19 protein-coding genes are annotated in these 22,070 nt (G+C 69.2%); 4 read left to right on the plus strand and 15 right to left on the minus strand.

All coding sequences use genetic code 11. The features are described 5' to 3' along the window. Nucleotides 1-197: 197 nt before the first annotated feature. The 7 genes from ACFVR6_RS07080 to ACFVR6_RS07110 form a co-directional block, all read right to left on the minus strand. Nucleotides 198-1,127 carry an NAD(P)-dependent oxidoreductase gene (locus ACFVR6_RS07080; RefSeq protein WP_386960473.1) on the minus strand — a complete coding sequence of 310 codons (930 nt, stop codon included), beginning with the start codon at nucleotides 1,125-1,127 and terminating at the stop codon, nucleotides 198-200. Continuing rightward, entirely contained in the window at nucleotides 1,124-1,909 is a 786-nt protein-coding gene (locus ACFVR6_RS07085) for an ABC transporter ATP-binding protein (RefSeq protein ID WP_386960476.1), read from the minus strand. The genes ACFVR6_RS07080 and ACFVR6_RS07085 overlap by 4 nt, the downstream gene beginning before the upstream one ends. Then, nucleotides 1,906-3,777, minus strand: a complete 1,872-nt coding sequence (locus tag ACFVR6_RS07090; RefSeq protein ID WP_386960478.1) for a branched-chain amino acid ABC transporter ATP-binding protein/permease — start codon at nucleotides 3,775-3,777, stop codon at nucleotides 1,906-1,908. The genes ACFVR6_RS07085 and ACFVR6_RS07090 overlap by 4 nt, the downstream gene beginning before the upstream one ends. Continuing rightward, nucleotides 3,774-4,655 (minus strand): branched-chain amino acid ABC transporter permease, encoded by an 882-nt coding sequence (locus ACFVR6_RS07095; protein ID WP_386960481.1) that lies wholly within the window; start codon nucleotides 4,653-4,655, stop codon nucleotides 3,774-3,776. The genes ACFVR6_RS07090 and ACFVR6_RS07095 overlap by 4 nt, the downstream gene beginning before the upstream one ends. Before the next feature lie 19 nt (nucleotides 4,656-4,674). Next, on the minus strand, nucleotides 4,675-5,901 hold the full coding sequence (locus ACFVR6_RS07100) for an amino acid ABC transporter substrate-binding protein (RefSeq protein WP_386960484.1): 1,227 nt from the start codon (nucleotides 5,899-5,901) through the stop codon (nucleotides 4,675-4,677). A 145-nt stretch (nucleotides 5,902-6,046) separates the two neighbouring features. Further along, on the minus strand, nucleotides 6,047-7,075 hold the full coding sequence (locus ACFVR6_RS07105) for a LacI family DNA-binding transcriptional regulator (RefSeq protein WP_386960487.1): 1,029 nt from the start codon (nucleotides 7,073-7,075) through the stop codon (nucleotides 6,047-6,049). A gap of 28 nt (nucleotides 7,076-7,103) precedes the next feature. After that, entirely contained in the window at nucleotides 7,104-8,228 is a 1,125-nt protein-coding gene (locus tag ACFVR6_RS07110; protein WP_386961669.1) for an MFS transporter, read from the minus strand. A 112-nt stretch (nucleotides 8,229-8,340) separates the two neighbouring features. Here ACFVR6_RS07110 and ACFVR6_RS07115 point away from each other — a divergent pair, with 112 nt between their 5' ends. After that, entirely contained in the window at nucleotides 8,341-9,282 is a 942-nt protein-coding gene (locus ACFVR6_RS07115) for a hypothetical protein (protein ID WP_386960490.1), read from the plus strand. Nucleotides 9,283-9,304: 22 nt separating this feature from the next. On the opposite strand, the gene ACFVR6_RS07120 is transcribed toward ACFVR6_RS07115, so the two are convergent. From ACFVR6_RS07120 to ACFVR6_RS07130, 3 genes are read right to left on the minus strand one after another with little or no spacing between them, the layout of a single operon-like run. Further along, nucleotides 9,305-10,819: an aldehyde dehydrogenase family protein gene (locus ACFVR6_RS07120; protein ID WP_386960493.1), complete on the minus strand. Its 1,515-nt coding sequence runs from the start codon at nucleotides 10,817-10,819 to the stop codon at nucleotides 9,305-9,307. Between the two features lie 36 nt (nucleotides 10,820-10,855). After that, complete coding sequence (locus tag ACFVR6_RS07125) at nucleotides 10,856-12,208, minus strand: 2-oxo acid dehydrogenase subunit E2 (RefSeq protein ID WP_386960496.1); 1,353 nt, start codon at nucleotides 12,206-12,208, stop codon at nucleotides 10,856-10,858. Beyond that, nucleotides 12,208-14,397, minus strand: coding sequence for an alpha-ketoacid dehydrogenase subunit alpha/beta (locus ACFVR6_RS07130; protein ID WP_386960499.1), 2,190 nt, complete (start codon nucleotides 14,395-14,397; stop codon nucleotides 12,208-12,210). The genes ACFVR6_RS07125 and ACFVR6_RS07130 overlap by 1 nt, the downstream gene beginning before the upstream one ends. A gap of 188 nt (nucleotides 14,398-14,585) precedes the next feature. Here ACFVR6_RS07130 and ACFVR6_RS07135 point away from each other — a divergent pair, with 188 nt between their 5' ends. Genes ACFVR6_RS07135 through ACFVR6_RS07145 form a run of 3 tightly spaced genes read left to right on the plus strand, consistent with a single transcriptional unit; the run spans nucleotide 14,586 to nucleotide 17,177 of the window. Then, on the plus strand, nucleotides 14,586-15,095 hold the full coding sequence (locus ACFVR6_RS07135; protein ID WP_386960502.1) for a VOC family protein: 510 nt from the start codon (nucleotides 14,586-14,588) through the stop codon (nucleotides 15,093-15,095). 4 nt (nucleotides 15,096-15,099) lie between these two features. Next, entirely contained in the window at nucleotides 15,100-15,783 is a 684-nt protein-coding gene (locus ACFVR6_RS07140; RefSeq protein WP_386960505.1) for a GntR family transcriptional regulator, read from the plus strand. A gap of 17 nt (nucleotides 15,784-15,800) precedes the next feature. Beyond that, nucleotides 15,801-17,177 (plus strand): aldehyde dehydrogenase family protein, encoded by a 1,377-nt coding sequence (locus tag ACFVR6_RS07145; RefSeq protein WP_386960508.1) that lies wholly within the window; start codon nucleotides 15,801-15,803, stop codon nucleotides 17,175-17,177. Nucleotides 17,178-17,192: 15 nt separating this feature from the next. Here ACFVR6_RS07145 and ACFVR6_RS07150 read toward each other — a convergent pair whose 3' ends face one another. The 5 genes from ACFVR6_RS07150 to ACFVR6_RS07170 form a co-directional block, all read right to left on the minus strand. Continuing rightward, complete coding sequence (locus ACFVR6_RS07150; protein ID WP_386960511.1) at nucleotides 17,193-17,828, minus strand: helix-turn-helix domain-containing protein; 636 nt, start codon at nucleotides 17,826-17,828, stop codon at nucleotides 17,193-17,195. A 16-nt stretch (nucleotides 17,829-17,844) separates the two neighbouring features. Next, entirely contained in the window at nucleotides 17,845-18,510 is a 666-nt protein-coding gene (locus ACFVR6_RS07155; protein WP_386960514.1) for a cupin domain-containing protein, read from the minus strand. Nucleotides 18,511-18,598: 88 nt separating this feature from the next. After that, nucleotides 18,599-19,840, minus strand: a complete 1,242-nt coding sequence (locus ACFVR6_RS07160) for a M24 family metallopeptidase (RefSeq protein ID WP_386960517.1) — start codon at nucleotides 19,838-19,840, stop codon at nucleotides 18,599-18,601. A 65-nt stretch (nucleotides 19,841-19,905) separates the two neighbouring features. After that, entirely contained in the window at nucleotides 19,906-20,397 is a 492-nt protein-coding gene (locus tag ACFVR6_RS07165) for a RidA family protein (RefSeq protein WP_386960520.1), read from the minus strand. Further along, complete coding sequence (locus tag ACFVR6_RS07170; RefSeq protein ID WP_386960524.1) at nucleotides 20,394-22,064, minus strand: amidohydrolase; 1,671 nt, start codon at nucleotides 22,062-22,064, stop codon at nucleotides 20,394-20,396. The genes ACFVR6_RS07165 and ACFVR6_RS07170 overlap by 4 nt, the downstream gene beginning before the upstream one ends. Nucleotides 22,065-22,070: the final 6 nt, after the last annotated feature.

The raw sequence follows: 22,070 nt of genomic DNA on the forward strand, positions 1-22,070 counted from the left end.
GTCGGACGTTCATCGGGAGCAAGGCACGCAGTCGCGAGATCATTCCCGTCGCTCCTGCAATCATGCCAGGCGCGATAATGTGATTCCCCTGCTTCCTGGCGGGGACGCCCTCTGCGACGGTGTGGAAACGGGGATCCCGGCGACCGTGCCGCGCAGCCGCATGCACACCGCCGGGATCCCTCGGTGTTCGCGGGTCCTCAGTCCTGCAGCCCGTCCGTCACGTCCGCGTTCTCGGGCTGCAAGTCGAGCCCGGCGCCGCGCGCCACACCGAGCAACAGCGTCGCGAAGTCACTTTCGGTGTTGCCCTCGCCGACCTGTTGCGCGACGATCTGACGCGTCGCCGAGGCCACCGGCATGGGCGCACCGAGCCGGTATGCGGCATCCAGCCCCAGGTCGAAGTCCTTCTGGAGCAGCGGCATCGTGAAGGTCGGGGTGAAGTCGAGGCTTACGAAAGCGGGCGTCTTGTAGCCGGTGAAGATCGACCCCATGACCGACTCGTTGAGGAAGGCCAGGAAGGCGGCGCGCGAAACGCCGCCCTTCTCCGCGAGCACCGTGATCTCTGCAAGCGACTGCGTCACGACGCCCAGGAACACGTTGTGGGCGATCTTGACGAGTCGAGCGACCTCGCCCTCGCCGACGTATGTCACGCCGCGTCCGAACACCTGCAGGATAGGTTCGACCTCGTCGAACACGGTCCGCGGACCGGACGCGGCGACGGTGAGCTTGCCCGCAGCGATGACGGCGGGATTGCCCGACACGGGCGTCGCGAGAAACTCGGTACCGCGCTCGCTCGCAGCAGCCCGAACTCTCTCGCTCGTGACCATCGAGACTGTCGATACATCCGCCAGGATCCGGGGGCTGGACGTACCCGTCAGCAGCCCCTCGGCGCCGAGCAGCACTGACTCGAGATCCTTGTCCGCGGACACCATGCTGAACACGATGTCGCGGTCTGTGAGATCCACAGGCCGCGCGACATGCGTCGCGCCGGCGTCGACCAGCGGCTGCACCTTGGCGGCGGTGCGGTTGTAGACGGCAACGTCGTACCCGGCATGCAGCAGACGCTGGATCAGCTGCGTGCCCATACGGCCTGCGCCGATCCAGCCGATGGTGGGCAGGTTGTCGGTCATGGTGCACTTCCTTCTTTCTGGATGGGGTCCGGGGTGGCGGTAGCCGCGGCCTCGGCGTCGAGGTCTTTGCGAACGGCCCCGCCGAAGTAAAGGTCGGCGATCTCCGGGTCGTCGAGCACCTGATCGGCGGGGGCCGTCATCAGCACGCGCCCGCTCTCCATCACGATGCCGGTGTTGGCCATGCGCAGGCCGAAACGAACATTCTGTTCGACCATCAGCACGGCTTTGCCTGCCTGGAGCATGATCGCGACGGCTTCGTCGATGACTCCGAGCGACTTCGGGTCGAGCCCGAGTGACGGCTCATCGAGCAGCACCAGGCCGGGATCGAGCATGAGCGATCGCGCGAACTCGACCATGCGGCGCTGTCCCCCGGAGAGATTGCCGCACTTGATGCCCGTGCGGTCCTTGACGAGCGGGAACAGGTCGAGCACCCGTTCGTAGCGCTCCTTCACGAGGGCGCGCTTCCGGCGGATGACGTACGCGCCCATCAGGATGTTGTCGCGCACCGTGAGATTGGAGAACAGACCGTTGGTCTGCGGGACCTGAGTGACGCCGCGCGCGAGCACCTCGTGCGGCGGGAGCCCGGTGATGTCCTCGCCGTCGAGATGGACCGTCCCCGCCGAAGGGGCCAGCAGCCCGCTCACCACCCGCAGGACGGTGGACTTTCCCGCGCCGTTGGGACCGACGATGCAGCCGAGCTCACCCCCGCCCACCTCGAGGGTGACGCCCTGGAGCACGTTGCCGCCGCCGTAGCCGGCGACGATTCCTTCGAGTCGGATCATCGCCGTGCTCCCCTCACGACGGCCACTCCGCCGGTCCTGGACTGCTGGTCGAGCAGGTAATCATCGCCGAGGTAGGCGTCGAGGACGACGGGATCCTTCTGGATCATGTCCGGCGGCCCCTGCGCGATCACCTTGCCCTTCGCGAGCACGCGGATGGGATCGCACAGATCGAGAACGAAGGGCATGTTGTGCTCGACCAGCAGGAACGTCGTGCCCTGCGCGTTCAGCTCACGGATGAGGTCACCCATCCGCGCGATGAGCGTCGGGTTGATGCCGCCCGCGGGCTCGTCGAGCATGATCAGCTTCGGGTCGAGCATCAGCACCTGCGCCAGCTCGACGAGCTTCTGCTGGCCGTAGCTGAGGGACGATGCGGGGGCATCGCGGTAGGCCGACATGCCGACGAACGACAGCAGCTCCTCGGCTTTCGCCGCCTCGGTGCCGCTCACGGCGCCGAGGCCGAGCTGGCGGAACGAGAAGTCGCGCAACGGCGCCACCAGGTTCTCGAGCACCGTCATCTCACGGAACAGGCGCGTGATCTGGAACGTGCGTCCGATCCCGCGGTGCGCCCGCGACCACGGACTGCGCCCGAGTGTCTCGCCGTCGAACAGCACCTGTCCCGCGTCGGCGGCCATCGTGCCGGAGATGAGGTTGAACACCGTCGTCTTCCCCGAGCCGTTGGGTCCGATCAGCGCCGTGATGGATCCCTCCGGCACGGTGAAGCTGCAGCCGTCCACGGCGCGGTTCCCCCCGAAGCTCTTGTGCAGCCCGCGCACTTCCAAGAGCGGCCGCGCCGGCGCCTGCGGCTCGGTGCGCTCGACCAGGGTCACCGGGCGCGGCTCGAGGCGCGCTCCGGACAGTCCGACCGAGCCCCGCGTGCGCGCCTTCGTCAGCAGCGAGCGGACGCCGGGGATGATGCCCTGCGGGAGCAGCACGACGAGCAGCACGAGGAGCCCGCCGAACAGCACGAGGCGCGCGTTGCCCCCACCGAACGAGTTGTTGGCGAGAGCGTTGAGCGGCTCGATGAGGAAGGCGCCGAGGACGGGTCCGAAGAGCGTGCCCCTGCCACCGAGAATCACGGCGAGCACCATCTGCACCGAGATGATGATGGAGAACATCCCGACAGGATCGACGAATGACAGGTAATACCCGTACACCGCGCCGGCCATGCCGACGAAGACCGCGCTCAGACCGAACGCGAGCACCTTGTAGATGGGCGCGTTGACGCCGATCGTGCCGGCCTTGCCCTCGTCCTCACGGATGGCGATGAGCCCGGTGCCGAACTTGGTGCGTCGGATGGCCCATGACATCAGCAATGACAGCGCCAGGAGCACCACGAGCACGAGGTGGAACGGCCAGTTGCGCCACTCCCGCGGCCAGTCCGGCAGCGGAAGGGTGATCCCGGCACTGCCGTTGGTGACGGCGGTCCACTCGATGGCGACGAACTGCACGAGGAAGAGGAATGCGATCGTGATGATCACGAACGACGGACCGCGGGAGCGGTAGGTCACGAGCGCCAGGACCATCGCGATGAGCGCAGCGCCGATGCCGGACAGCGGCATCCACACGAACGGGCTCACGTCGGGTGCGACGCGGGTCATCACGGCCGCGATGTAGGCACCGATGCCGAGGAACGCGCCCTGGCTGAGGGACAGATAGCCCGCGTACCCCGTGATGATGTTGAGGCCGACGGCACCGATGGCGAGAACCAGGGCGAGGATCACCGTGTTCTGTGCCGATGCGGACGGCGACAGCGGGAACAGCAGCAGCACGATCGCAGCGATGACGAGGACCACCCGCGTGCCGATCTTCCAGAGCCGTTCGTCGAGCAGCCGTTCGCGCAGGGAACGGGTGGTGGGAGACGCGCTCATGCGACGGCGTCCTCTCGGAGTCGGGTGCCAAGCAGCCCCTGCGGTCTCACCAGCAGCACCAGGAAGATGATGATGAAGGGCACCGCGATCGGCCACGCCGCACCGATGTAGGCCGTCGCCAGCAGCTCCGTCACGCCGATCACGAGGGCGCCCACGACGGCTCCCGGCAAGCTGCCGAGGCCGCCGAGGACGACGATGGCGAGGAGGCGCGCGATCCACTGGTAGTGGGAGCCAGGCAGGAACGGGTAGATCGTGCTGATCATCGCCCCGCTCGCCGCGAGCGTCGCGATCCCGATCGCGAAAGTCGCCGCGGCGACGGTCGCGACGCTGACGCCGACCAGGAGCGCGCCGTTCTCATTCACCGATGCCGCGCGTATCGCCCGCCCGAGCCACGTGCGGTTCAGCACGAGCGCCAGGACACCCAGCACGACGACAGCGACCCCGGCGGCGATGAGGAGGGCCGTGGGTGCGTAGAACGGGCCGAAGACCACGGAGGTGTCCGTATAGGGCGTGCGCACCGAGTGGGATGTGTTGCCCCAGATGAAGCCCATGACCCCCTCGAGGACCAGCGCGATCCCGAAGGTCGCGAGCACCGTCATGCTGACATGCTGTCCGCGCACGCGTTTGATGACGGTCACGTACAGCAGCCAGCCGATGCCGAACATCACGACGACGAGAAGCGGGATGGCCAGGAGCGGATCCCAGCCCCACGAACTCCAGAGCGTGTATGTGAGGAACGCCGCGAAGATGGCGAGGGCGCCATGCGCGAGGTTGATCACACGCATCACTCCGAAGATGAGTGTGAGCCCGGATGCCATCAGCGCGTACACCGCGCCGATGAGCAGCCCCAGAATGAGCGTCTGCAGGAGGGGGATCATGGGTTCTCAGGTCCGGCGCTCAGAACGCCGGGCTCTTCCAGCGGAGGATGGTGTCGGTCGTGGCAGCGTCCGTCGGCAGCACGACTTGGGAGACGCCGCTCTGCCATTGCCCCACCAGGAAGTCGCCCTTCGGGCTTCCGTCCGCGTTCCAGCTGAGCGTGCCGAGGATGGTCGGAACTTCATTGGCGCGGATCCAGTCGGCCAGCGCCCGCTGATCTTCGAGCGCGCCGACCTCTTCGACGGCGGCGGCGAGCACGGTCGCGGCCGCGAAGCCGTCAGCAGCGTCCTCGGGAGGTTCCCCGCCGAACATCTCCGTGTACTTGGCGACGAACTCGTCGTTGCCGGGGGTGTCGGCCGCGACGTGGTAGCTCGAAGAGAAGAACACGCCCTCGGCGTTCTCCGCGCCGACGCCCTCCACGTACTGCTGACCATAGGTCGGCGAGGATGACTGGTAGAGGATCTCCGGGCTGAAGCCGGCCCGCAGCAGGGAGCGGACGAAGTTGACCCCGTCCTCGTACTGGGCACCCTGCACGATGATGTCGGCGTCGGCCTCCTTGATCGTGTTGACGATGGAGTCGAAGTTCTTGGTCGTCGCCGGATAGACGTCCTTGTAGACCGTCTCGATGCCCGCGGCGGACAGGATCGCTTCGGCACCCTCCACGACCGGTCCGGCGAAGGGGTCGTCGAGCGAAGGGTACGCGGCGGTCTTGGGCCGCTGGTCTTCGGGGAGAGCGGCCACCCACTCCGCGAAAACCTTCGCCTGGTCAGTGGCGACAGCCTGCTGCGAGAAGAAGATGAACTCGTACCCGCGGTTGTACATGTCCGGCGAACCGCAGGAGGGGCAGACGAAGACCATCTCAGCGCGCTCGGCGACGGAGGACGCGGGGATGTTGAGGAGTGAGGACTGGCTGCCCAGAAGCAGGTCGACATTGTCCTGACCGATGAGGGTGTTGTAGTTGGTGACCACCGTGTTCTGGTTGGTGGCATCGTCCTTGACGATGATCTCGACGTCGCGGCCGAGGAGGCCGCCGGCTTCGTTCTGCAGTTCGACCCAGACCTCATAGCCCTGCTGGGTGTCGAGGCCACCCTGGCTGAACTCGCCGGTCAGTGGCAGGGACGCGCCGATTCGGATGGGACCGGAGTCGGCGTCTCCTGGCGCGTCAGCCGCGCACGAGGAGAGGAAGAGGGCGGCCACGGCGACACCCGTGACCGCCCCCAAAAGTCGTGTGATGACGGACCTCTTCATGGAACTAACCTCTCTGTTAGCTACCGTTGACGCTCGGAAGATCGGGCGTCTTCGCTCCGATTTCTGCAATCGATTGCACTGATCCTAGGACGTGATTGCATCCAATGTCAACGCTTCGCAGGGCGTAGACGCCGGCGGGGGTGTATCAGCCGCGGGGTGCGCGCCCGGTCGACTCGCGCACGATGAGCGAGACCGGCAGGGTGATCATCACGCGCTCCTGCCGCGCCCCCTCGGGACCCTCGATCGCGGCGAGCAGAGTGCGCGCCGCCTCGATGCCGATCTCGCGCAGCGGCACGCGCACCGTCGTCAGCGACGGGGAGAAGTCTCCCGCGAAGGGCATGTCGTTGAAGCCCACGACGCTGATGTCCTGTGGGCAGCGAAGCCCGTGGGCGCGCATCGAGCGGAGGACCCCGAGCGCGACGAGATCGTTGCCCGCCACGATCGCGGTCGCCCGCGGCCCGCCCCGGGCGATGAGCATGTCCATCGCCCTCTCCCCCGCCTCGGCGGTGAGGGCGACGTTGGCGACGACCTCGCTCGACACGCCGGCCCCCGTTGCCGACTGCGTGAAGGCCTGGGCGCGGGCGCGGGTCGTCGAGAAGTCATCAGGGCCGCCCAGGTGGGTGATGCATCGGTGCCCGAGTCCCACGAGGTGGTGGACCGCGGCCGAGATTCCCGACGCGTTGTCCGCCGTCACGACGGGAAAGCCCCCCTCCGCATCGCGGTTGGCCATGACGATGCGCACGCCTCGCTGCCGCGCGTCGGCGAGGAAGTCCTGCGCCGCGAGTCGGCCGGTCGCCAGGATGAACCCGTCGACGCGCCGCTGCATGAGCGAGTCAAAGGCGGCCGACTCCGCGTGGTCGAAGCCGTCGGTGTTGGTGATGAGCACGCTGTAGCCCCGCGGCTGCAGGAAGTGCTCGATCCCCCGCACGAGCGGCGGGAAGATCGGGTTCATCAGATCGGGGATGATGATGCCGATCGTGCGGGTCGAGGCAGTGCGCAGACTCCGAGCCACGACGTCCGGCTGATAGCCGAGATCGCGCGCGGCGCGGCGCACCCGCTTGAGCGTCTCGCCATTCACCTGATGCTGCGTGCGCTCGTTCAGCGCGCGGGATGCGGTGGCCTTGTGGACTCCGGCGTGCGCTGCCACATCATCGAGGGTGACCCGTTTCGCCATGAGCCGACCTTAGCCAATCGGCACCCCCTCACCCGGTCTCGCGAGGGGTGTAGCGCAGCCTCAGCAGTGATGCGGCGAGGGTGAAGACGAGCGCTATCGCGAAGGAGATGGCGAAGAGAGCGGCATAGGCGCTCTGCGCGATCGCCCACACCCCCAATGCCGAGCCGATCACTCCGCCGCCGAACAGCGCCACGGCGAACAACGCCATCCCGAGCGGCCGGGCCCCCGTGACGACATCCGTCACCCACGTCTGCAGCTGGGTGTGCGCACACGACCAGGCGAAGCCGAGCAGCACGACGGCGACGGTCGCCGCGGCGACACCCCGCACGCCCCACAGCACCGCGAACGCGGCCACCGCGGTCGACCCGCCGGTGGCCAGCAGCGCCCACGTCGGGAGTCGGCGGACGAGCGACCGCACCACGAAGCTCCATCCCACCACCGCGACGCCGAAGGCCGCGAGCGCGAAGCCGGCGACGCTCACCGGCACGCCGTCCGCCTCGAGCGCGACCGGGATGAAGTTGATGACGCCCACCAGGACCGTCCCCTCGATGACGGCGAGGGCGAGGACCACGGGGACCCAGGGGTTGCGCGCCAGACGCGGGAACGACGACCAGAACGCCACCGGCGCTCCGGCTCCGCCCCTGCCGGCCAGGGCGAACACCACGCACACGACGACCGCGAGCATGGCGCTGGAGAAGAACGCGACGCGCCACGACCACCATTCGGCGAGCGCCGCGGACAGCGCGGAGCCCACCGTCATCCCGAGCGAGAGCGCCGTCGCGAGGTTGACCGCCGCCACCGCGCGCCGCTGCAGCTGCATCGTGTCGCCGATGTGCACGAGGATCGTGGGCACGATCGCCGCGAGCGCCGCTCCGCTCAGGGCGCGCGCGAGTGTGAGGGACGACGCATCCCAGGCGACGCCAGACAGCACCGCGCCCGCCCCCGCGATGGCGGCCGCGATCGAGAGTGTGCGCAGCTGCCCGAGACGACCCGAGACCGCTGCCCACGGCACCTGCGTGGCGGCATAGGTGAGCACGTACACCGTGACCGCCTGGGCGATCTCCGCGGGATCCGCACGCAGGTCGCGTGCGGCGGCGGTGATCATCGGGGCGAGCAGCGCCCTGTCGTAGAAGGCGAGGAACGCGGCCGCCATCAGAGTCACCGAGGCGATACGCGCCAACCGCTCAGACACGAGGACCCGACCCCGCCCGGTGTCCCGTCTTCCGCGGGTGCAACGCGCCCCCGCTACAATCGATTGCTGCTCGATGGCCCGCGCGCAGCAGAGAAAACGGAGCCTCGTGGTGATCGTGGAAGCCCGAACGGTGCACGTCGGCACCTTCACACCGTCGGTCGTGCTCGACGTGGCTCGGCGCACCGGCCGCCTGGCGGAGCTCGGGGTCGAGGTGGCAGAGCATCCGGTGACGTCGTCCCCGGCGCAGTTCGCGGCGCTTCAGGACGGCTCGCTCGACCTCGCCGTCACAAGCCCCGACAACGTGCTGCTCTACGCGGGGTTCGACGCGAACCCGCTCCGGGGCCGGCTGCCTCTGACCATCACGGCAGCCCTCGACCGCGGGCTCGGCCTGTCGCTGTGGACGCGCCCCGGCATCGGGCTCTCCGAGGCGCGTGTCTTCGGGGTGGATGTCGCCGTCTCCGGATTCGCCATCGCCGCACGGGCGCTGCTGACGAGCCTGGGTGTGGACACGGATGCTCTCGAGACGCTGCCCCTCGGCTCCACCCCGCAGCGACGGGTCGCGCTCACGGCCGGCGTCTGCGATGTGACGATCCTCGGATCGGGGAACGAGCTGCGCGCAGAGGAGGACGGATGCCGCCGGGTGGCATCCGTCGGCCAGCTCGGCGACTACCTGGGCGCAGTGGCGTGCCGCCTCACCACCGCCGCGCCTCGGAATGCCAGGGATGCAGACGCCGTCGCGGGCGCTCTCGTGGACACGGGCGCGGAGATCGCCGCCGGTCGTCACGACGCCCTCGCGGTCTCGGCCGCCGAGCGGCTGCTGGGGCTGTCCCCCGCGTCCGCACGCCGTCACCTCGACGTGCTCCGGTCACCGCAGACCGGCGTCGTGGCCGGCGGTCGGCTCGAGCGCACGGCGCTCCTCACCCTCGCTGGCCTGCGGCGAGGACTCCAGCCTGCGGAGTCACTGACCGCGGCGGTGGATCTGCTGCTCGAGACAGCATCCGGTCGGGCCACCTGAACCGACGGCTGCGCGCAGGACATCAGTCGGTCGGGGGCCACACGGGTACGGGCGCCCGACCGGATCGGAAGCGGACGTTCTTCGAGCGGACGAACTCGCGCAGCGTCTCCGCGGCGTTCTCCCGGCCAAAACCGCTCCCCTTGACACCGCCGAACGGCGACCCGAGGAAAGCGCGCCGCATGTAGTTGTTGACGAAAACCATGCCGGCCTCCAGCCTCTGCGCCATCCGCCAGGCCCGCTGCTCGTCCGCGGAGCAGATCGCCGCGGTGAGGCCGTACTCGGTGCCGTTCGCGATGCGGATGGCTTCGTCTTCGCCGCTGAACCGCATGATGCCCGCGATCGGCCCGAACACCTCCTCCTGACCGAAGGTGGAGTCGGGCGTGACGTCCACGAGCACCGTGGGCGCCACCCAGTACCCGCCGGCGAGCGCCGGGTCGTCCGGCACCGCGCCCTGGGCGACGACGCGCGCGCCTTCGGCCATCGCGGTGTCGAGGTAGGCGAGCACACGGTCGCGCTGCCTGGCGTCGACCATGGGACCGATGTCGGTGGCGGCATCCAGACCGTCGCCGACCACGAGCGAGGTCGCCTTGCGGCAGAATGCATCGACGAATTCGTCGTAGACGGCGTCGTGCACGAGGATGCGGGCGGTCGAGGTGCATGCCTCGCCCTGGTTATAGAACATGCCCTCGATGGCGACGTCCACGGACTGCGCGACGTCCGCATCGTCGAGCACGATGAGGGCGTTCTTGCCGCCGAGCTCCATCGTCGCGAACGTCAGATGGGATGCCGCCGACTGCAGCACCCGCCGTCCGGTCGCCGTGGCTCCGGTGAATGTGATGCGCTGCACCCCCTTGTGTCCGGCCAGCGCCGCTCCCGCCGCGATGCCGGTGACCGCGTTGAGCACACCGTGGGGCAGCACTTCCGCGGCGATCTCGACGAGGCGCAGCACGGTCAGCGGCGCCTGCTCCCCGGGCTTTATGACGACGGTGTTGCCGGCTGCGAGAGCCGGTGCGCACTTCTTGGCGAAGTGGATGGGCGGCCAGTTGAACGGCAGGATCGCCGCGACCACGCCGTAGGGCTCCAGTACCACGCGTGCCTCGATGGGCCCCTGGTCGAGAATTTCGCCGTGCAGCGTGTCGGCGAGACCGGCGAAGTAGTCGAACGCCGCGTGGCTGAACGACACGTCGAACCTGCCGGCGTCGCGTTTGGGCTTGCCGACCTCCCGCGCCTCGAGTGTCGCGAGTTCGTCGGCGTGTGCGCGGATCCGATCGGCGACCTGCCTGAGAAGGGCGCCTCGCTCCCGTGGCGGCAGTGCCGCCCACGCGCGCTGCGCCTTCGCAGCGGATGCGACCGCGGCATCGACGAGGGCATCGTCCGCCGCCTCGACCGTCGCGAGCACCCGGCCTGTCGCCGGCTCGTGCACGTCGAACACCTCGCGCGGGCCGCCCGGGACGAAGCGTCCGTCGATGAAGGAGCTCCATCGCCCTCGGGCGAGGGGCGGGTGGCTGCCGTTCACTGCTGTCGGGGTGGATGTCACGGAAGCGCCTCTGTCGATCGGAATGGGTCTCGCCCGTCACACGAGCAGGGACAGGGGGTGTTGGATGCGGTCGGTGAACTCCGCCAGCCACTGGGCGGCGAGCGCACCGTCGAGCACGCGGTGATCGGCCGAGAGGGTGACGGTCAGGACCGTCGCCACGGTCAGCGCGCCGTCCTCGCCGACGACGGGCCGCTTCTGTGCCGCACCGACGGCGAGGATGCCGGCGTGCGGCGGGTTGATGATGGCCGAGAAGCGGGTCGTGCCGTACATGCCGAGGTTGGAGACCGCGAATGAGCCGCCCTCCAGCTCCGCCTGCTTGAGTCCACCCGCCCGCGCGCGCTCGGCCAGATCGCGCACGGTGCGGCTGATGCCGCTGAGCGACAGCCCCTCGACCCCGCGCAGGACAGGCGTCACAAGACCACCGGGGACCGACACGGCGACGCCGATGTCGACACCCGCGAAGCGGCGCGTCGCCTCGCTCGTCCAGATCGCGTTGGCGTCGGGGACGGCGACCATCGCCGCCGCGACCGCCTTCAGCACGAAGTCGTTGACCGAGATCTTCACGTCGGCGCGCTCGTTGATGCGCGCACGCAGCTCGAGCACCTCATCCACGACGCAGTCCGCCGAGAGGAAGAAGTGCGGCACGGTCGTGGTGCTCTCGGTGAGCCGGCGCGCGATGGCGCGCCGCATCCCCGTGTGCGAGATGTCGGTGAAGGCCGCGGCCGCCTCCGACTGCGCTTTCATGGCCGGAGCCGCCGGCGCGGCGGTGGCCGGTGCGGCGGGGGCGGATGCCTCCGCGGAACCCGCCGGCAGGTCGTCGAGATCGCGGCGCACGATCCGACCGTTCGGCCCCGAACCCTTCCGACCGGTGAGGTCGATGCCCTTCTCGCGGGCGAGCTTCCGGACGAGCGGGCTCGCGAACAGGCGTCCCGTCCCGCCGCCAGCCGGTGCCGGCGCGGAGGCCTCCGGTGCCGGCGCGGGTGACGGAGCAGGGGCAGGAGACGGGTCCGTCACCGGCTCGCCCGCAGGCTCGAGGGCGGTCTCGGGCTCGGGTGCGGCGGAGGGCGCGAGCTCCGGAACGGCCCCGGCGACGGGAGCAGCGGCGGGAGAGGACGCGCTGGCCGCGGCGACTGCCTCCGCCACGGACTCACCCTCCGCGGCGAGCACGGCGATCGGGGCCCCGACCGCCGTGGCGACGCCTGCATCGACGAGGATCCCCGCGACCACGCCGTCCTGCTCGGCCTCGTATTCGACGACGGCCTTCTCGGTCTCGATCTCGACGATCGCCTGGCCGACCTCGACACGGTCGCCCACGGCGACGAGCCACGTCTGCACCGCGGCCTCGGTCGCGCCCGCGGCGAGTGCCGGCATGCGGATCACGGCGGCCATCAGCGGCCCCCTGCGTTCACGCGCACGCGCTCGAGTCCGTCGGCCACTTCCTCGGTGCGAGCGATCGCGGCGCGCTCGAGCACCTTGGAGATGCTCGGACTGGCCTCGCCGCCGGTGACGCGCTCCACCGGCTGGTCGAGCCAGTCGAACAGCCGGCGCTGCACCTCGTCGGCGAGCCAGGCGCCGTACGACGTGCCGCGCGCTCCCTGCTCGACGATGAGCACGGCACCGGTCTTCTGCACGCTGCGCTCGATGGTCTCCCAGTCGAGGGAGGCGCGGTCGAGCCAGCGGAGGTCGATGACCTCGGCATCCACGCCCGTGCCCTGCACTGCTTCGAGCGTGTGAGCGACCATCGACAGGTACGTCAGCACGGTCACCTCGGTGCCCTCACGCCGCACGGCGGCGCGTCCGGGCGGGATCACGTAGTCGAGGTCGTCCTCGGGCACGCGGTCGACGGCGCCGTACAGGTCGACGTGCTCGATGATCAGCACGGGGTCTTCGAGCGCGAGCGCCGCGTTGAGGAGCCCGATGTAGTCCGCCGCGGTGGAGGCGGCCACGATGCGCCAGCCGGGGGCGGTGGCGAAGATGCCCGCCGGGTCCATGAGGTGCTGCGAGCCGTAGCCGGATCCCATGGCGACCTTCGTGCGCAGCACGAGCGGCATCGTGTTGTTGTCGCCGAACATGTGGCGCGCCTTGCCCACCTGGTTGAACACCTGGTCCGCCGCGACCCACATGAAGTCCGGGTACATGAACTCCACGACGGGGCGGAAGCGGCCGTCGAGCGCGATGCCGCCGGCGAGGCCGAAAAACGCGTTCTCGCTGATCGGGGTGCCGATCACGCGATCGCCGCCGAAGGCGGCGAGAAGCCCCTTCGTGGCGCCGTTCGTGCCGCCGCTCAGGCGGTGCACGTCCTCGCCGAGGACGATGATCCGGTCGTCGTCGGCCATCCGCCGATGCATCGCTGCGGCGATCGCGTCGACGAACTTGATGTCGGTCCACGTCCCCGACTGCGGGTCGGGCTCGGCGTCCGTCAGCCCTTCGAGCTCCGACGCATCGCTGCGGATGCCGGTGTCCACGACAGCGGGGTCGGGCCACAGCGCTGGCACGATGCGGCGTCGGCCGGCGTTGTCGGGGTCGTCCTCGGTGAGCTGGGCGACCGCCTGCGCCATCGCCTCCCGCGCCTGCGCCCGCATCTGCGCCGCCTCGTCTGGACTGAGCACGGACAGGGCAGCCAGTTGCTTCGTCACGCGCGCGATCGGATCGCGCTCGCGCCAGCTCTTCTCCTCGTCCTTCGTGCGGTAGCCGAAGGCGCTTCCCGGATAGGGGCCGTTCTGGTGGAAGAACCGGTAGACCTCGGCCTCGATGATCGCGGGGCCTTCGCCGCCGCGCATCCGCTCCAGGGCCTCCTGCGTGGCCAGGTGCACCGCGAGCGGGTCCATGCCGTCGACCCGCCATGAGGGGATGCCGAACCCCTGACCGCGCACGGAGAACCGGGGGTCGGCGGTGACCTCCTCGGCCCGCGTCGACACGGCGTAGAGGTTGTTCTCGATGAAGTACATGACCGGCAGCCGCCAAGCCGCCGCGAGGTTCATCGACTCGAGCACCGAGCCGATCTGGCTGGCGCCGTCCCCGAAATAGTTGATGGAGACGTCGGAGGTGCCCGCGTGCTTCTGGGCCCACGCATTCCCGGTGGCGATGGGAGCACCGCCGCCGACGATCGCGTTGGTGCCGAGCGCGCCGGCTTCCAGCCACTGCAGGTGCATCGATCCACCGCGCCCGCCGGAGAACCCCTGCGCCAGGCCCAGGATTTCGGCCAGCGTGCGCTGGAGCAGCTGCTGCATCGGCTCGTCGACGAGCGCCGCGGGGTCGAGCACTCCCCCCGCGACGTGGGTGATCGCCTTCGCGAGGAACTGGTGGTGGCCACGGTGGGAGCCGTTGACGGCGTCGGCGGAGCGCAAGGACACGATCGACCCGACCGCGCCGCCTTCCTGCCCGATGCTCGAGTGCGCAGGTCCATGCACGAGGCCGGCGCCCGCGAGTTCGAGCACGCTCTCCTCGAACGCCCGGATCAGATGGAGCTCACCGAGCATGGTGGTGAGTAACGCCGGATCGGCGGCCTTCCAATCGGCCGGGGTGGTGCTCAGCTCGATCCACGGCACCTCGGTCGAAAGCTTGCGTCGTCGCGGCATGTCTGTCTCCATCGATCTTCATGCGATGGGCTCACGGTAGAGGACAATTGCATCCAATGACAACCCCCACGGCGGGTTTTGTCGCATCTGTCGCACCGAACGCCTCAATCTGGATACAATCGCAGTGCTCACCTTCCGTGAGTCATCACAGTGCCGTGACGAAAGGAGCCGGAATGCCGATCCCCGGGATGACAGGAACCGATCACATCGGCTTCACCGTGCCCGACCTCGATGAAGCCGAACGGTTCTTCGTGGACATCCTCGGCGCCGTGCATGTCTACACGCTGGGCCCCAAGCGCGCCGATGACGACTTCATGGCGATGCAGCTGGGTGTGCATCCCCGGACGGAGATCTCCGAGATCCGCTTCTACCGGCTGGGCAACGGAGGCAACGTCGAGCTGTTCCAGTACGAGAGCGCCGACGGACAGGCGCCGCAGCCGCGCAACAGCGACATCGGCGGTCACCACCTCGCCCTCTACGTCGACGATCTCGATGCCGCAGCCGCGTACCTGCGCGCGAACGACGTCGAGGTCATGGGAGACCCGGTGCGCAGCGCCGGGGAGTCCGCCGGTCAGCGCTGGCTCTACTTCCGCAGCCCGTGGGGCATGCAGTTCGAACTCGTCTCGTACCCCGACGGCAAAGCGTACGAGCGCCACGCGGAGACCACACTGTGGCACCCGTCCCGTCCGGCAGAGTAGAACGATGAGCGAGTTCGAGACCACCCGCACCCGGGACGGAGACGCCGGCGCGCGCATCGCCGACGGCATCCGCAGCCGCATCATCGCCGGCGCCTATCCCCCCGGCACCCGCATCCGCCAGGAGGACGTCGCCGCGGAGTTCGGAGCGAGCCGCGTCCCGGTGAGGGAGGCGATCCGCCAACTCGAGTACGAGGGCCTGGTCACGGTCGTCCCGAACTCCGGCGCGTGGGTGTCACATCTGACACTCGCCGAATGCGAAGAGATCTACCAGATGCGCGAGCGACTGGAGCCGCTGCTTCTGCGGTATTCCGCCCCGCAGCTCGACGCCGACGATCTGGGTCACCTGGCGGAACTCGCCCAGCGGATCAGCGACGTGGGCGATGACACCGACGCCTTCCTCGAGCTGGACCGCGAGTTCCACCTGGCCAGCTATGCGACGGCTCAGACCTCGCAGCTCGATCCGCTCGTGCGCAAACTCTGGAACACCACCGCACCATACCGCAGGGCCTACGTCTCATCATGGGATGCCAACGCACGACGCATCGCCCACGACGAGCACCACCTCATGGTCGCTGCACTGAAGGACGGCGACCTCGAGGAGGCCGAGCGCGTCCTGGGCGGACACATCCGTCGCACACGGCGCCATCTCGCCCGCACACCTCACATTTTCGACGCCCGCACGCACTGATCCCTGAGGAGAACCTCATGCCCATCGCATCCATCAACCCGACCACGGGAGCGACGTTCGCCGAGTTCGCCGAGCATGACGCCCACGAGGTCGATGCGCGGATCGGCGCGGCACAGAACGCCTTTCATGCGCTGAGCGGGACCGACTTCGCCACCCGCGCGCGGTGGATGCGCTCCGCCGCCGACCTGCTCGACGCCGATGTCGACGCGGTCGCGGAGCTGATCACCCGCGAGATGGGCAAGACCCTCGCCCAAGCGCGTGGCGAGGTGCACAAATCAGCCAAGGCGATGCGCTTCTACGCGGACAACGCCGAGACGTTCCTCTCCGGTTCAGCGCTCGACGACCCGAGCGCTGTCGGAGCCACCGCCGCGCGCACGGTGTACCAGCCCCTCGGCGTGGTGCTGGCGGTCATGCCCTGGAACTACCCGATTTGGCAGGTGGTGCGCTTCGCCGCTCCCGCACTCATGGCCGGCAACACGGGTCTCCTCAAGCACGCCTCCAACGTGCCGCAGTCCGCGCTCTACCTCGACAGCCTGTTCGAGCGGGGCGGATTCCCCGCCGGCTCGTTCGGATCTCTGCTGATCTCCGCCGGCGAGGTCGAGGGAGTCATCCGCGACCGCCGCGTGGTCGCGGTGACCCTCACCGGCTCCGAACCCGCCGGGCGTTCGGTCGCCGCGATCGCCGGTTCAGAAGTCAAGCACGTCGTCCTCGAACTCGGCGGCTCCGATCCTTTCATCGTGATGCCGTCCGCAGATCTCGACGCTGCCGTCGCCGCAGCCGTCGCTTCCCGCACCGCCAACAACGGCCAGGCCTGCATCAACGCCAAGCGCTTCATCGTGCACGCCGACATCCACGACGCCTTCGTCGAGAAGTTCGCCGCCGCCATGGGCGCGCTCCGCGTGGGCGACCCGCTCGACGAACGCACGGAGGTGGGACCGCTGGCGACGAGCACCGGGCGTGCAGAACTGGCCGAACTGGTCGAAGACGCGCTGACCGCAGGCGCGCGCGCCGTCACCGGGGGCAGGAGCCCCGATGGCGACGGCTGGTTCTACCCGCCGACCGTTCTCACCGATGTCACCGACCGGATGCGCCTCTACCGAGAGGAGGCGTTCGGCCCCGTCGCCGCCGTCTACCACGCGACCGACGCCGCGGATGCGCTGCGCATCGCCAACGACACCACCTTCGGGCTCAGCTCCGCGGTGTGGACCGAGGACGCCGCCGAGGAAGCCCTGCTCACGGCAGGACTGCAGGCCGGAGCGGTGTTCATCAACGGCATGTCCGTGTCCTACCCGGAGCTGCCGTTCGGCGGCATCAAGGACTCCGGCGTGGGCCGCGAGCTGTCAGCGGAGGGCATCCGCGAGTTCTGCAACCTGAAGTCGATCTGGAAGGCGTGACGGCCGCCGCGGGATTCAGGCGTGCGGGACGGGATCGTTCGCCTTGCGATCCCGCACGAACCAGATCGCCCGCACCTCCTCGTCGCCGGAGTTCCAGAACCGGTGCGGGATGGCGGAGTCGAAGACGATCGAGTCCCCGGGGTGGAGCACCGTCGCCTCCCCCCGCAGTTCGACGCTCAACCGGCCGGAGATGACGACGCCGTACTCCCTGCCCTGGTGGACGATGTGCTCGGCGGGCGCGTCGGTGCCCGGTGCGTAGACGACCTCGAGGAACTCCGCGTCGGGCTCTCCCATCGCGGTGAGCCGACTCCACCGCGGTCCGGAGCTGAGCTTGATCGACGGATGATCGGGAGCTCTCTGCACGATTCCCGCGGAGACCAGATCGCCACCGCCCGGCGCGAGTGCCGGCGCCACGGGCGGGGCCGGAGGCGCCTGCGGGTCGAGGATGTCGTGCATCGGCACGCCGAGCTCAGCGGCCACCGCATAGAGCGCGGGCACGCTGAAGGAGCCGATGCCGCGCTCGACCTGAGAGACATGACTCGCCGACACGCCGATCCGGCGCGCGAGCTCACGCACGGTGAGTCCGGCGGCGCCCCGCAGTTCGCGCACGCGCTCGCCGACCGCATCCCAGGGCGTCTCCCGCTCGGACATGGGCTCGCCCCCTCGTTCAGACGTCACTGCGCGCATTCAGCCGTCCCATGGCGTCGAGAACGTCCACGGCGTTGCGGATGTCACCGGGAGCGTGCGCGGCGGATGGGTGCCGCGCGCCGAGGATGTACCAGACTCCCTCGGCCACGGCGTCGCTGTGGTTGAAGTAGTAATGCGGCCGCTGGGCGTCGAAGCAGAGCGAGTCCCCTGCCCGTAGCACGAAGGTGTCGAAGTCGAGCTTCAGGGTGAGCTCACCGCGCACGATGTAGCCGTGCTCGATGCCGACGTGGCGCATGTGGGTCTCATCGAGCGAGCTGGCTGCGCCGGGCTCGTATGTCGCGAGCACGGCGTCGAGCCCTTCATCGCCGCCGACCGCGAGGCTCCGCCAGGTCACGCCGTTCTGCATGACGATCTCGGGCGCGTCGGCCAGCTCCTGCACCGGGCGGCTGCGCATGCGAGGAGGTGGGACGACCTCGGCCGGGGGGCGGTTGCCGAGCACCTCATCGAGCGAGATCCCGAGGCAGCTCACGATCGCGTACAGGGTGCTCACCGACGGCTGCACCTTGCCGGTCTCCACCTGCGACAGGAGGCTCGGGGAGATCGCCGCCTCCGCAGCGGTCGCGCGCAGGCTCAGCCCTCGCGCTATCCGCGCAGCGCGGATGCACTCGCCCAACTGAGCAGTCATGAGCGTCCTTTCGCGTGTCCGACCCTACCTTCCACCGCTGCCGGGCACGGTGCGCCACGACGGGCGCCCGGCACAGCGCAAGCGACGATCAGTACGGGTTCGCCACGAAGAGCTCCTGCGCAGGGAATTTCGTCAGCACCTCGATGCCGTAATCGGTGACGACGACTTCCTCTTCGATGCGTGCGGCAGACGAGCCGTCCGACGCCGGGCAGTACGTCTCCATCGCGAACACCATCCCCGCCCGAAGCTCCACGGGGTCGGCCAGCGAGTTCAGTCGCGAGATGATCGGCCGCTCATGGAGGCCCAGACCGAGGCCGTGCGCGAACTGGAGTCCGAAGGCGGCCAGCTCATTCTCGAAACCGAAGTCCTGTGCCTTGGGGAGCACCGCGGCCACCTCGTCGGTCGCGACACCGGGGCGCAGCGCGTCCAGCGCGGCATCCATCCACTCGCGCGCCTGCTTGTACGCGTCGTGCTGACTGGGAGTGGCCCACCCCACGCCGAAGGTGCGGTAGTAGCACGTGCGATAGCCGTTGTACGAGTGGATCACGTCGAAGAAGGCCTGGTCCCCGGGGCGGATGATGCGGTCGGTGAAGTTGTGCGGGTGCGGGTTGCACCGCTCCCCCGAGATCGCGTTGATCGCCTCCACCTGATCGCTGCCGTACTCGTAGAGGCGGGCGTTGGCGAGGGCGACGATCTCGTTCTCGCGCACACCCGGCTTGAGTGCCTCGGCGATGTCCTGATAGACACCATCGACCATGGCCGCAGCCTGGTTGAGCAGCATGATCTCGTCCTGGTTCTTGATCACCCGCGCGTCGAGCATGTGCTGCTGCGCATCGGCGATGCGGATGCCGCGGCGCTGCAGCTCGAACAGGAACGGCGGCTCGATGATGTCGACACCCAACGGCGCATCCTTCACGCCTGCCGTGGCCAGCAGCGACTCGATCTCATCGATCGCCGTCTTCATGAGGTCCGCGCCGCCCTCGGGCGCGACGGCGCCCTTGAACCCGAGGAAGCCGGCGCGATAGTTCTCGTCGGGCACCCAGTCGGAGTACAGCTTGTGGTGACGCACCGCGGAGCCGAAGTCCCAGAGGATCGGCTCCTGGCCGCGGATCAGCAGCGCGTAGCGGATCATCTTGTCGCCCAGCGCGCCGCCGATCCAGGTCTGCGTCGTGTACCGGATGTTGTAGAAGTCGAATAGGAGAAAGGCGCCGCATTCGCTGGCCTCGAGCGCGGCCTTCGCACGTCCCAGCCGGTAGTCGCGGAGGCGGTCGAAATCGACGCGGTGCTCGTAGTCGACGCCCATGATGCCGGGGGCGCCGAGGGGACGCACGCCGGCCGGTCGATCGATGGGCCGCGCGAACCGCCGCGTGGCGTGACTGTGTCCGTGTGCGCCGCTCATGCCTGTGCCCCCGCCTGCGCGGAGGCGTCGGCAGGTGCAGCCGCCACCACGTGGAACTCGAACCGCAGCCGCGGATCGGTGGCCAGGCGCGTCACCTCCACCGTCGTGCTCGTCGGGATGTGCCCGCCGAACCATTCCTTCTGGTGCGCGTTCACGACGTCCTGGTCGGCCTCGACGTCGGTGAAGAAGCGGATGAGGTTGACCACGTCGCTGCGGCCGCACCCGGCCGCAGCGAGCGCGAGGTCGAGGTGGTCGAACGCGTTGCGCACTTGGCCCGCCGCGTCCATCGGCATCGCATCGAAGACCTCCGGCACGTGCGGGTGGTCGTGGTAGACGGGCGCGCCGGTGACACCGCTGATGAAGACGAGGCTCGCCGGCGACACGACCCGCATCGCGGGGACGAACGGACTCACGATGGTGTCGTCGTATCCATCGTGGTGGATGATGTCGGCCTGGCCGACACGCCGGGGGGCGGGGATGCGGGTCACGTCGTCTCCTGTAGCTGCGCGCTCGTCACGGGACGAGCGCTGGATTGATGGGTGATGCGGCCGGCAAGGACGGTGAGGTCGCTGCGGATGTCGCGCAGAGCGTCATCCGCACAGCCGAAGGGGTCGGCGGAGGGCACGCACAGGTCGGCGTCGTAGCCGGGTGCGATGCGGCCACGACGATCCTGTTCCCCGGTGAACCACGCGGCGTCCCGGGTGAACGCGGCGATCGCCTGTGTGCGGCTGAGGCAGTGCTCCGCGAGCCGCTCACCGCGACCGTCGAGCGTGCGTCCCGTGACGAGCCACCAGATCGATGCCCACGGCGAGAACCAGTTGGCGCGGGTGGCGTCGGTTCCCCCGCCGATGACGATGCCGAGCTCACGCATGAGTCCGATCGGCGGCGCCTGGGCTGTCGCCGCCGGACCCCAGACGTCGACGTAGTCCCCGCCTTTGAGGATGAGGCGGTTCTGCACGAGGATGCCGGCACCGAGTCGCGCCAAGCGCTCGAGATTGGCGCGGCTCGCCTCGTCGGCATGCACGATCGACCATCCGCGCCCGGCGATGAGACCCGTCTCCGCCTCGACGCGCTCCCATGCATCCAACACGCGGCCGAGGGTGTCGTCCAGGACGGCGTGAATGCTCATCCGCCACCCGCGTTGCGCGCACAGTCGTACGATGTCGACGAGTTCCTCGAACCCCGCGTCGGGTATGGCGAAGGGATCCAGTCCCTCCATGTCGTGGCATCCGAGGTGAGGGATCTCGCCGATTCCAACCATACGGAGAAGACCGTCGCCCACGTCGGCCGGCACGAGCGAGGTGAGGGCGTCGATGTCGCCCACCTCGCCGCCGCGTGTCCAAGCGGAGAAGAAGAGCCGCACTCGGACATCGAGGGCGCCCTCGCGCCACACCTCGTAGACGGGGTCGTAGTCACGGGGCGTCATGAGCAACCCGCCGCCGTCGACCACCCCGGTGAGACCATGCCGGGCGAACTCGGCGAGCATCGTGCGGATGCCCTCGCGGGAGCGTTGTCCATCCGAGCTGAGGGCATGCGCGATGGGAACGGCGAACGCACCCACACCGTGGATGCGGCCCGTGGGCAGCCCGGAGTGGTCGCGCTCGAGCACGCCCCGCGGCGGATCCTCGGTGGCACCCGAGAAACCGCTCGCCTCCAGTCCCGCTGCGTTGAGGACGCCGACGTCGTACAGCTCCTGGATGAACACCGGGTTGTGCGGTGCGGCCTCGTCCAGCTCGGCGGGCGTCGGTATGCGCGCTTCCTGGAACTGCGATCGGTGCCATCCTCCGACCGCGGCGATCCACTGTCCGGGACCGAGCCGCGCGGCCGCGTCCCGGATGGCGTCCAGGGCCGCGGACACCGAGTCGATGTCCTCCCAGTGCAGGGAGCTGCTCCACGAGTTGCCGCCTCTGACGGCGTGGATGTGGGAATCGTTCAGGCCTGGGATGAGCGCGCGTCCCCCGAGCTCGACGACACGGGCGGCCAGCTCGGCATAGGGTTCGATCTCCTCGTCGGTGCCGACGGCGATGATCCGTCCGGCGGCGATCGCGACGGCCTCGGCGTGCGAGGGTGCCTGATCGGGGTCGGCGAAAGTCGTGACACGACCGCCGCGGAGAACGAGATCGACGACCGGGAGTGCGAAGCGGGATTCGGGCATGCGGTG

The organism is Microbacterium sp. NPDC058021, assembly GCF_042885955.1.
In the GTDB taxonomy this organism is placed as follows: Bacteria; Actinomycetota; Actinomycetes; order Actinomycetales; family Microbacteriaceae; genus Microbacterium.